Origin of the sequence: Streptomyces sp. BF23-19 (assembly GCF_041106355.1) — a bacterium.
GTDB classification, from domain to species: domain Bacteria; phylum Actinomycetota; class Actinomycetes; order Streptomycetales; family Streptomycetaceae; genus Streptomyces; species Streptomyces virginiae_A.
Map to the genome: position 1 here is coordinate 1 of NZ_JBGBPT010000154.1, position 9,491 is coordinate 9,491.

At 74.9% G+C, this 9,491-nt stretch carries 11 protein-coding genes; 7 read left to right on the forward strand and 4 right to left on the reverse strand.

Translation table 11 applies throughout. The annotated features are described in order from the left end of the window. The 3 genes from AB8A24_RS42175 to AB8A24_RS42185 all read left to right on the forward strand — a co-directional run. Nucleotides 1–338 (forward strand): hypothetical protein (locus tag AB8A24_RS42175; protein WP_369479150.1); only part of this gene is annotated, 338 nt, incomplete at its 5' end. A gap of 38 nt (nt 339–376) precedes the next feature. Continuing rightward, nucleotides 377–1,663: a YhgE/Pip domain-containing protein gene (locus AB8A24_RS42180; RefSeq protein ID WP_369479151.1), complete on the forward strand. Its 1,287-nt coding sequence runs from the start codon at nt 377–379 to the stop codon at nt 1,661–1,663. Nucleotides 1,664–1,839: 176 nt separating this feature from the next. Then, nucleotides 1,840–2,583: a hypothetical protein gene (locus tag AB8A24_RS42185; protein ID WP_369479152.1), complete on the forward strand. Its 744-nt coding sequence runs from the start codon at nt 1,840–1,842 to the stop codon at nt 2,581–2,583. 36 nt (nt 2,584–2,619) lie between these two features. Here AB8A24_RS42185 and AB8A24_RS42190 read toward each other — a convergent pair whose 3' ends face one another. Continuing rightward, on the reverse strand, nt 2,620–3,117 hold the full coding sequence (locus AB8A24_RS42190; protein ID WP_328959619.1) for a MarR family transcriptional regulator: 498 nt from the start codon (nt 3,115–3,117) through the stop codon (nt 2,620–2,622). Between the two features lie 75 nt (nt 3,118–3,192). On the opposite strand from AB8A24_RS42190, the gene AB8A24_RS42195 reads away from it, so the two are divergent. Beyond that, entirely contained in the window at nt 3,193–4,140 is a 948-nt protein-coding gene (locus AB8A24_RS42195) for a zinc-binding alcohol dehydrogenase family protein (RefSeq protein ID WP_328959618.1), read from the forward strand. 95 nt (nt 4,141–4,235) lie between these two features. On the opposite strand, the gene AB8A24_RS42200 is transcribed toward AB8A24_RS42195, so the two are convergent. Further along, entirely contained in the window at nt 4,236–4,640 is a 405-nt protein-coding gene (locus AB8A24_RS42200) for a hypothetical protein (RefSeq protein WP_369479153.1), read from the reverse strand. A 171-nt stretch (nt 4,641–4,811) separates the two neighbouring features. Here AB8A24_RS42200 and AB8A24_RS42205 point away from each other — a divergent pair, with 171 nt between their 5' ends. After that, the gene (locus AB8A24_RS42205) at nt 4,812–5,411 is read left to right on the forward strand and encodes a TIGR03086 family metal-binding protein (RefSeq protein ID WP_328959616.1); all 600 of its coding nucleotides are present in this window, start codon (nt 4,812–4,814) and stop codon (nt 5,409–5,411) included. A 30-nt stretch (nt 5,412–5,441) separates the two neighbouring features. On the opposite strand, the gene AB8A24_RS42210 is transcribed toward AB8A24_RS42205, so the two are convergent. After that, a complete protein-coding gene (locus AB8A24_RS42210) occupies nt 5,442–5,936 on the reverse strand; it encodes a hypothetical protein (RefSeq protein WP_369479154.1) in 495 nt (164 codons plus the stop codon). Between the two features lie 526 nt (nt 5,937–6,462). Here AB8A24_RS42210 and AB8A24_RS42215 point away from each other — a divergent pair. Beyond that, nucleotides 6,463–6,867, forward strand: coding sequence for a transglycosylase SLT domain-containing protein (locus AB8A24_RS42215; RefSeq protein ID WP_328959614.1), 405 nt, complete (start codon nt 6,463–6,465; stop codon nt 6,865–6,867). Nucleotides 6,868–7,091: 224 nt separating this feature from the next. Further along, complete coding sequence (locus tag AB8A24_RS42220; protein WP_328959613.1) at nt 7,092–8,528, forward strand: MFS transporter; 1,437 nt, start codon at nt 7,092–7,094, stop codon at nt 8,526–8,528. Between the two features lie 41 nt (nt 8,529–8,569). On the opposite strand, the gene AB8A24_RS42225 is transcribed toward AB8A24_RS42220, so the two are convergent. Continuing rightward, nucleotides 8,570–9,316, reverse strand: coding sequence for a class I SAM-dependent methyltransferase (locus AB8A24_RS42225; protein ID WP_328959612.1), 747 nt, complete (start codon nt 9,314–9,316; stop codon nt 8,570–8,572). Nucleotides 9,317–9,491: the final 175 nt, after the last annotated feature.

A 9,491-nucleotide genomic window follows, 5' to 3' on the forward strand; every position in this document is an offset into this window, starting at 1 on the left:
TCCGCGGCCCCGCCGACCCGCACGCACCCGCCGCGCCCCACTCCGGCCCCACCGACCACGGCACCGCCCTGACCTGGACCGCCGACGGAACCGGCCCCGCCCTGGACGTACTCGACGTACTCCTCGCCGAGACCGCACCCGACGAGAGCGCCGACGCACAGGCCGACCGCATCGCGGCCGCACTGGCCGCCACCCGCTCCGACGGCCTCCTCCTGCGCTTCTCCGGCCCCGCGGCACTACGCCGCTTCGCCCGCGAGACCCTCCCGCTGCTCAGGGACCGCGGCCTGCTGCCCGCCCCGCCCCACACCCCCCGGGGCGGACACCGGAACACGAAGTGAACGCACCACCCATCCCGGACACCCGAAAGGCGGCCCCCGTGCGGGCTACACATCTGTGGAAGCAGCCTCGCGGCTGGGCGGCGGTGATCGTCGGCGGCCTGCTGGCCGCACTGGTCACCCTCGCCTACATCGGCCCGGCGGCCGACCCGCAGGCACACCTCCGCGACCTCCCGATGGTCCTCGTCGACGCCGACGAAGGCACCCCCACCGGCAGCACCACAGTGCGGCTCGGCAGGGAACTCGGCACCCGGATCGAGGACGACGCCCGCCACGACGGCCGGATCTCCTGGCACACCGTCACCTCCCTCCCCGAGGCCCGACGGCTCCTGGAACGCGGCGAGGCCGACGGCGCACTCGTCATCCCGCAGGACTTCAGCCGCAAGGCCCTCACCCTCGTCGCACCCGGCGCCACCCCCCAACGGCCGACACTGACCGTCCTCACCAACGAAGGAGCCGGCAGCGTCGCCTCCTCGATGGCGGAGAAGGCCGCCCGCGCCACCGCTGCCGAAGCCTCCACCGCACTGGGCCGCCGACTCGCCGAACGGGCCGCCGCCACCGAACCCGGCCCCGACCGCCTGCTCCTGCTCCAGGACCCCGTCCGCACCGTCACCGAGCCGGCCCGCACCACCACCGGAGCCACCGCCGGCGGCGCCATGACCCTCTACCTCACCATCGCCCTGCTCCTGGCCGGCCTGCTGCCCGCCGTCCTGCTCACCATGACCGTCGACGCGGCCCTCGGCTACTCCCCGCTGGAGATGGGTCCCCGCCGCAGCCTGCTCCCCGTCGTACGCATCACCCGGACCTCCACCTTCCTGGCGAAGGCGGGCATCGGCGCCGTGACCGGCTTCGGGGCGGGCAGCGCCGTGATCGCCGTCGCGGTGTGGGGACTGGGCGTGGAGCCCGACCGTCCCCTGCAGCTCTGGCTGTTCGCCGGCCTCACCTGCGCGGCGATCACCCTGCTCACCCTGGCCCTCTTCGCCGTCTTCGGAATGGCCGGCCAGGTCATCGCCCTGCTGATCGTGACCATGTTCGGCATCCCCCTCTCCGGCGGCACCGTCCCGGTCCAGGCACAGCCGGACTTCGCCCGCGCGGTGGGCGAACTGCTCCCGGCCCGCCACGTCACCGAGGGCATCCGCTCCCTGGTCTTCTTCGACGGCCTCGGCACCGGCCTGGTCCACGCCTGGCTGGTCATCGGCGCCTACGCGGCCGGAGCGTTCCTCGTCGGCCTGCTCGTCGCCCGCCTGTACGACCACCGCGGCTTCGACCGGGCGACGGCCCTGGAACTCGCCCGCCACCCCGAACACCAGGCCCCGCTCCCGGCCTGACAGACCCGCTCCCGGCGGTCGACCCCCGCCCGCCGGGAGCGCCCTGACGGGTCGGGGCCCGGGCCTTTCCCCCTACCTGTGCCCCGAGCCGTCCCGACCTCCCGCCCCGCCCCCGCCGACCCGCCCCGCGACCGGTCGGCGGATACCGGGCGCCGGCAGCACGACGGGGGCGGGGCATGGCAGGACGACGACGGACCGCACGGGCCGCGGCATGGGCCGCGGGACTGCTGCTGACGACGGGATGCCTCCCGTCCGCCCCCGGCCCGGCCGCCCGACCCGCAACCGGACGACCGCAGGACCGGCCCCTCGACGGGGGCGGGGTCGCCGCCCCGAGCGCGTGCGGGAAACACGGCCACGTCCTGGACCCCGGCCCCCGCCCGTCCAAGGCCTCGGCGACCCCCCAGATGGTGGTGCTCGCCTACGGCTGCTCCAGCGACGGGGCCGACGATCCGGGACGGATCACGATCGACCTGTCCATCGCCCCGGGAAGCAGCACACCGCTGCTCCTGGGCAGACCGCTCGGCGGGCGGGGCGCCGGCGTGGAGATCCACGGCCCGGACGGCATCGTGATGGCCGTCCACAGCATGCCCGTGACACTCGGGACCGACCCGCCCGGCGACGAACTGGAAGCGGGGCCCGCGCCGCTCGGCTTCGAGATCGTCGTCCCCGCCGCCGCGATGTGCCCGGGCCACAGCCCCCGCGACGCCGTGACGGAGGGCGTCGGACCCGGCGAGAAGGCCCACACCCTCACGGTCGGCGTCCGCGACCCGGCCGTCGCCCGCCACCGGACCGCCCACGGCATCGCCGACGCCGGCGACCTGCTGGTCGCCTCCTGGCCCCCCGGCCCCGAACCGGCCGACGGCGGCGGCACCTTCCCGGACGACGACACACCCGCACGGTCCGCGGAAGCCACCGGCTGACCCCGCCCCGGCCGGCCGCTCAGGGGGGCGGGCGGTTCAGGGGGAGGGGGCGGGCGGGGTCGCCGCGTGACGTGTCTGCCCGACCAGGACGGCGGTGGCCCGTTCCAGGAGTGCGCACAGCGCGGCGTGCTCGGAGGGCGTGAACGCGTCGGTGAGTGCCCGCTCGAGGACGGCCACCTCCCCGTAGGCGCGGTCCAGGAGCGCCCGACCCTCACCGCTCAGGGTCGCGATCTGCACCTTGGCGTGCACCGCGGAGCTCTCGCGGAGGATGAGCCCCTTGCCCTCCATGTTGGCCAGCACACTGCTCATGCTCTGCTGCGTCACCCCGCACGAGCGGGCCAGTTGGGCGCCGGACATGCCGCCCTCACGCGAGAGCGCCAGCAGCACCGTGTACTGCGTCATGGTCAGCCCGTAGGCGCGCAGCACCGCCTCGTGGTGCGCCATCAGCGCCTGTTCCGACCGCCTGATCCGGGTGCAGAGCGACTCCTCGACCGGGGCTTCCATCACGCACTCCCACTCCACTGACAGGTTCATGGGTTGACTCAGGAACCTTATATACCTACTGTCCTCGACTGTAAGGATACTGAGTCGGCACAAGGGGCTGTGATCATGAAGGCTGTTCTCCTCGACACCGAGGACCGCTACCGCGTCACCGAGATCGACGAGCCCGTCCCCGGCCCCGGCCAGGTGGCGGTCAAGGTCGCCTACGCCGGGATCCAGTGGGGGGACACCATGGTCCGCGACGGCCGCTTCCCCCTCCCGCGCCCCTTCGTCCCCGGCTTCGAGGCGTCCGGCCACATCACCGCGGTCGGCGAGGGCGTCGATGCGGCCCGCATCGGCACACCCGTCACCGCGCTGACCACGTCAGGCGCCTGCGCCGAGGTGGCCCTGGCACCCGCCGCGCTCGCCCTGGACACCGGCGGCCTGCCGCTGCGCACCGCCGCCGGCCTCGGCTGGGGCGCACCGACCGCCTACGACCTGATCAACACCACCGCACGGGTCCGGCCCGGCGAGAGCGTGCTGATCCACGCCGCGGCCGGCTCGGTCGGCACGCTCGCCGCCCAGTTCGCCCGCCTGGCCGGAGCCGGCCGGATCGTCGGCGTCGCCGGCAGCCCCGCCCGGGCCGCCTACGCCGCCGCCTTCGGATACGACCGCGTCGTGCTGCGCGCGGAACTCCCGGCCGGACTCGACGGCGAACGCTTCGACGTGATCCTCGACCCGGTCGGCGGCGCCACCCGCCGCGCCGCCCTGGAACAGTTGGCGGCCCACGGCCGGCTCGCGGTCTTCGGCAACCTCGCCCCCTTCGAACCCGTCCCCGCCGACCCCGGCGACCTGCTCATGAACGGCAGGTCCCTCCTGACCTACAACAGCAACCTGCTCGCCGACACCCACCCCGAGCGCCTCGCCGACAGCGCCCGCCGCGCCCTCGCCCTCGTCGCGGACGGCACGGTACGCGTGGACATCACCGCCGAGTACGACCTGGAGGACCTGGCCACCGCCGTGCAGCGGCTCGCCGAGGGCACCACCCACGGCAAGAGCGTGCTGCGCGTCGCCTGACGGCACACCCCCGGCCCGCCGCCGACCGCCTGCCCCCTCCCTCCCCGCCCCCGTTCCCGTTCCCGTTCCCGTTCCGGCGGGCGGGGCGGGCGAGGTCAGGGCATCTCGTCCGGGTCGCAGGTCGCGCGCCGCAGCCCGATCGTGCGCAGGGCCCGCATCAGCCCCTCCTCGTCGCCCGCGCGCACGAGGTGGACGGCCCCGTCGGCGGTGACGCCGTCCAGATCACCGGGGGCCGCCTCCGCCCTCGTCCGGAGCACCACCCCGCTCGGCGGGTCCAGGGCCCGTACCCCCTGGAAGACGCCGAGCGCGGCCGGGTCCTCACGCAGGCCCCCGGACAGCGTCAGCACGGTGATGTCGGGAAGCAGGACCCGGGCGTGCGCCAGGGCCACACCGGGCGTGTGGGCATGGGAGATGACCCGGAAGTGAGGGTTGCGCTGGATCCGCGACCGCAGCAGCTCCAGCTCCGCGCCCTCCGGTACGCCGACCACCAGGACTGTCATCACAGTCCCTCATCCTCCGTCGTGGCGGTGGGCCCGTCGAGCGGGGCGCGGCGGGCGCACCGCCCCGCCCGGTCCGGCGGGGCGGGGCCCGTACGCCGCGTCGCGCCGCGTACGGGCCCCGCCGCCGGTCTACCCTGCAGATCCACCGTCCGGGAGGAGCAGGAGCGGCAGATGACCGGCACGACGACTCTCGACCTCGGACCGCAGGCCCGGATCGTGGCCCGCCTCGTGGCCGCCGTCCCCGACGCTCGGCTCGCCGACCGCACCCCCTGCCCCGCCTACACCGTCGGCGACCTGCTGGGCCACCTCGCGGGCCTGTGCGTCGCCTTCCGCGACGCCGCCCGCAAGGACCTGGGCGCCACCACGGACACGGCCCCCGGCCCGGCCGCGCCCGCCCTGCCCGCCCGCTGGCGCGAGGAACTGCCCGAGGTCCTCGGCGAACTGGCCGAGGCCTGGCAGGACCCGACCGCCTGGACCGGCACGACCCGCGCGGGCGGCGTGGACCTGCCCGCCGCCGTCGCCGGTGCGGTGGCCGCCGACGAGCTGGTCGTGCACGGATGGGACCTGGCCCGGGCCACCGGCCAGGACTACGCGCCCGATCCGGCCGCGGTGCGCGCCTCGCACGCCTTCCTGCTGGCGGCCGCGGCGCAGGGGGACCGCGGCGGGGGCATCTTCGGCCCCGTCGTGCCCGTACCGGACGACGCCCCGCTGCTGGACCGGGCCGTCGGCCTGAGCGGGCGCGATCCGCTCTGGACGCCGCCGGCCCCGTGACACCGGCCCTGTGACAGGGGACGGGGCCCGTCAGGTCCGGCACTGCCTCGTCGACGCGGGGGACCAGCCGCTCCGGGCGGCGCCGTCGGCCCGGGCGTGCACCCGGATCTCGACCTTCACGGGGCCGCACACCCGGGTCGTGCTCCCCACCTCGACCGGGCCGACCGTCTCACCGGCCCGGACATGGGTACGGCCGCTGCCCACCTTCTCCCGATGGCCGCCGTCGACCACGCGGAAGAACGCCTCGTAGGCGACGTTCAGCCCCTTCGCCCCGGTGTTGCGCACCTTGACGTGCGCGGTGATGTCCCGCGTGGGGAACCTGCCGGCCGATCCCCGCTCGGCGCTGATGCAGCCGTTGACGGCCACCCGGCCGGTCGAGGTGCCCCCGCCGCAGGCCACCGCCGCGGCCTGGGCCTCGGCCGGGACGCTCAGCACGGCCGGCGCGGCCGCGCCCAGGATCGTTCCGGTACGCCTCGGCAGCGTGTCTCGTTCCCCTCTTCGTGCCCGTCTCTGCGTGAAGACCACGGCCCGTCCGAGGCACGAGGAGGGCAATCCCGCCCGCTGTTCCGCCCGAACGGACGCGGGCGGGCCCGGTGGGGCGCGGCAGGAGACGCGACGGTCCGCGCCCCCCGGACCCCTCTTCCCTACGATCCCGAGGCGGTCCGAGCATCCGGCCGGCCGCCTCGAAGGGGGTACGGCCGATGACATTCGGTGAGATCCGGGCCCCCCGGGGGTGACCCGCCCCATAGGGCCCACGTCACATACGAATCGGGATAGTAGCCGCGGAAGGCCCCATATCGGCCTCGCGTATCGGCTCCCACCTGCACGGATCGAGCCCCGGCCACGGCAGGTCCACCGGCCCCCGACTGCGAGGGCCCTTAGTAAGAGGGGTCGTTGCCGGCATGTCGGGCCGTCTGTAGAACTGGATGAGTCGCCAGGCGGCACGGGTGCTTCACCCGCCGCCGACGAACCCCTCTCCACCGTGTGAGTGGCTCACGCATGTCTTCGACATGCCTGCGACCGCCCCTGTTCCCTGTGGAAGGTTCACTCCGTGTCCAACACCGTCATCCGCCGCATCGCCGCTTCCAAGAAGGCCCTCGCGGGCACCGTCGTCGCCCTGGGTGTCGCCGGTTCCATGCTCGCCACGGTTCCCGCCCAGGCGGCCCCGACGAGCGCCAAGGCGATCGCGCAGCAGATGATCAAGGACCCGGCCCAGTTCGCCGCGTTCGACAAGATCATCTCGCACGAGAGCGGCTGGGACCACACCGCGACGAACGCCTCCTCCGGCGCGTACGGCCTGGCCCAGGCCCTGCCGGCGTCGAAGATGGCCTCCGCCGGCGCGGACTGGAAGACCAACCCCGCCACCCAGATCAAGTGGGGCCTGGACTACATGAACGACCGCTACGGCAGCCCGGTCGGCGCCTGGAACTTCTGGTCCGCCAACCACTGGTACTAAGCCACCAGCAGACGCACGCACACGCTCGGCCGGATCTCCGGCCGGGCGTTCTCGCGTATACGGGGCCATGGCCCCGCCGCACCCCCCGGCCGCACTGCACCCCCCGGCAGGCCGCCCCACAATGGGATCGAGGCACGCCCGCGGCCGCTCCCGCGGCCACCCCGCCGCCGCGGCGCGGCCGTTCTCGCGGTGTCCCGGCCGCGCCGGCTGAGAGGAACCCCCTCATGCGCGCTGAGACGACGCCGGCCGCGCGCAGGAGGGGGGCCTTCGTCGCGGTCGCCGTCGCCCTCTTCTGCATCCAGCTCGACTTCTTCGCCCTCAACCTCGCCATCCCCGGCATCGCGGCGGAGCTCGGCGTCACGGTCTCGGCCGCACAGTGGACCCTGTCCGCGTACATGCTCGCCATCGGCTGCTTCTTCATCGTCGGCGGCCGGGTGGGGGACGTCTTCGGCAGGCGCGGCAGCCTGCTGGCCGGGATCGCCCTGTTCGCGGCCGGTTCCGTGGGCTGCGCGCTCGCACCCGGCCTCGGCCCGCTGGTGGCGGCCCGGATCGTGCAGGGGGTGGGCGCGGCGTTCGTCTTCCCCGTCTCCGTGTCCGTGATCACCAACACCTTCCCCGACGAGACCCGGGCCAAGGCCCTCGGCGCGGTCTTCGGCATCGCCAACATCGGGACCGCCCTCGGGCCCTTCGTGGGCGGCGGATTCACCCAGGGGCCCGGCTGGCGCTGGATCTTCTGGCTGATGGTCCCGCTGAGCCTGCTCTCGCTGCTCGCCGCCCTCCTCCACGTACCGAACTCGCGCGACACCTCGGCACCCCGCGAACTCGACCTCCTCGGCTGCGCCCTGATCGTGTGCGCCCTGGCCGCGGTGACCCTGGCCGTGGAACGCGGGGACGCCTGGGGCTGGGGGAGCGCCCGCACCCTCCTGTGCTTCGCCCTGGCCGTGACGGCCGGCGCCCTGTTCCTGGTACGCGAGCGCCTCGCCCGGCACCCGCTGGTCGACCTGCGGCTCTTCCGCAACGTCCCGTACGTCCTGGTGACCGGGATGGGCTCGCTCTCGAACATGGGCTACGGCGTCACCGTCTTCCTCGCCACCCTCTACCTCCAGGGCGTCCGCGGGCTCTCGCCGCTCCTGGCGGGCACGGTCTTCCTGGCCCCGGCCCTGCTGGTCGCGGTCAGCGGCCCGCTCGGGGCGCGCCTGGGCCGGTACATGCGGCCGACCGCGGTCATGGCCCTCGCCGGCGCCGTCGCGGGCACCGGGATGTACGCCCTGGCCCAGGTCGACGCCTGGTGGCTGTACGTGCCGGTGTTCGCGTGGTGCGGCCTGGGTCTCGGGCTGGGCTGGACCTTCTCCGGCGTGGCGACCCAGCAGGTCGTCGCACCGGCCAGGGCGGGGGAGGCCTCGGGCGTCCTGCTGACGTTCCTGGTCACGCTGGGCGCGATCGCCCTCGCCGGGACGGCCGCGGCGATCTCCGCGATGACACCCCAGCGGCCGCCCGAGGACGCCTACGACGCGATCCTGCGGCTGGGCGGGGTGGTCGTCCTCGCCACGGCGGTGGTCGTCATGGCCGTACGCCACCGCCTCGTGCGGCTCGGCAGGATCCCGCCGCTGTCCATGAGAGCGGGCGAGGACACCGCCCGGGAGCCGGGCCGCGGGCCCTGACGGTGCGAGGACGACCGTCGGACCCCTGTCGCGGTGCACCGTCAGCGGCGGGCGACGGCCAGGCTGACGACGTAACGCTCCTCTACCGTCCCGTCCGGGAAGACCTCGCTCAGCAGGTCCCGTTCCGCGTCCAGGAACGCGTCGGTGGCCTCCTTCCCGAGCATCAGGAAGTCGGAGTAACTGGCGAGGTTCGCCAGATGTGTACCGAGCGGGACGCTCCGGGTCCATGACACCTGACGGGTGGTGAAGTCGAGTCCGGGCGGCAGGCCGCGGAACCGGGCCCTCGGGTCGGGTGCGCCGCCGTCACCGCCGAAGAGGCGGCCGAGGCGGGCGTCCTGCTCGGCGATCCAGGAGACGGTGCTGTCCGAGTCGTTCCACCACAGAGCGAGCGCGCCCCCGTGGCGAAGCACCCGCAGTGCTTCGGGGACGGAGCTGCGCGGGTCGGTCCAGTGCCAGGCCTGGGCGTAGGTGAGGACGTCGACGGACCCGGACGCGAGGGGCAGGCTGTCGCCGTCCCCGAGCACGAGGGGGACCGCGGGCAGCCGGAGGCGGAGCTGGGAGGCCATCGCGGGGCCGGGTTCCACCGCGACGACGTGCGCACCACGGGCCTGGAGGAGGGCGGTCGCCAGTCCGGTGCCGGCGCCGATGTCCGCGACGCGGGCGCCGCTGAGCGGGCGGCCGGCGAGTTCCTCGACCGCGTCGAGCACCTCGGGCGGATAGGAGGGGCGGTTCTGCGCGTAGTCGGCGGCCGCCCTGTCGAAGGACCGGCCCCGGGAGGTGATCGTCATGCGGCAATCCTCGGCGGCCCGAAGCCGCCCGGCACCGTGCTTTCCCGCCGTTCTTCCGGGCACGACCGCCCACGGCACGACCGCCCACGGCGCGACCGCCCACGGCGCGACCGCCCACGGCGCGACCGCCCACGGCGCGACCGCCCACGGCGCGACCGCCCACGGGGCGGCCGGC

Bases quoted from the DNA above. Each gene is read 5' to 3' on its own strand.
- AB8A24_RS42185 (WP_369479152.1), top strand. From the start codon at position 1,840: ATGGCAGGACGACGACGGACCGCACGGGCCGCGGCATGGGCCGCGGGA.
- AB8A24_RS42190 (WP_328959619.1), bottom strand. From the start codon at position 3,117: ATGAACCTGTCAGTGGAGTGGGAGTGCGTGATGGAAGCCCCGGTCGAG.
- AB8A24_RS42195 (WP_328959618.1), top strand. From the start codon at position 3,193: ATGAAGGCTGTTCTCCTCGACACCGAGGACCGCTACCGCGTCACCGAG.
- AB8A24_RS42200 (WP_369479153.1), bottom strand. From the start codon at position 4,640: ATGACAGTCCTGGTGGTCGGCGTACCGGAGGGCGCGGAGCTGGAGCTG.
- AB8A24_RS42205 (WP_328959616.1), top strand. From the start codon at position 4,812: ATGACCGGCACGACGACTCTCGACCTCGGACCGCAGGCCCGGATCGTG.
- AB8A24_RS42220 (WP_328959613.1), top strand. From the start codon at position 7,092: ATGCGCGCTGAGACGACGCCGGCCGCGCGCAGGAGGGGGGCCTTCGTC.
- AB8A24_RS42225 (WP_328959612.1), bottom strand. From the start codon at position 9,316: ATGACGATCACCTCCCGGGGCCGGTCCTTCGACAGGGCGGCCGCCGAC.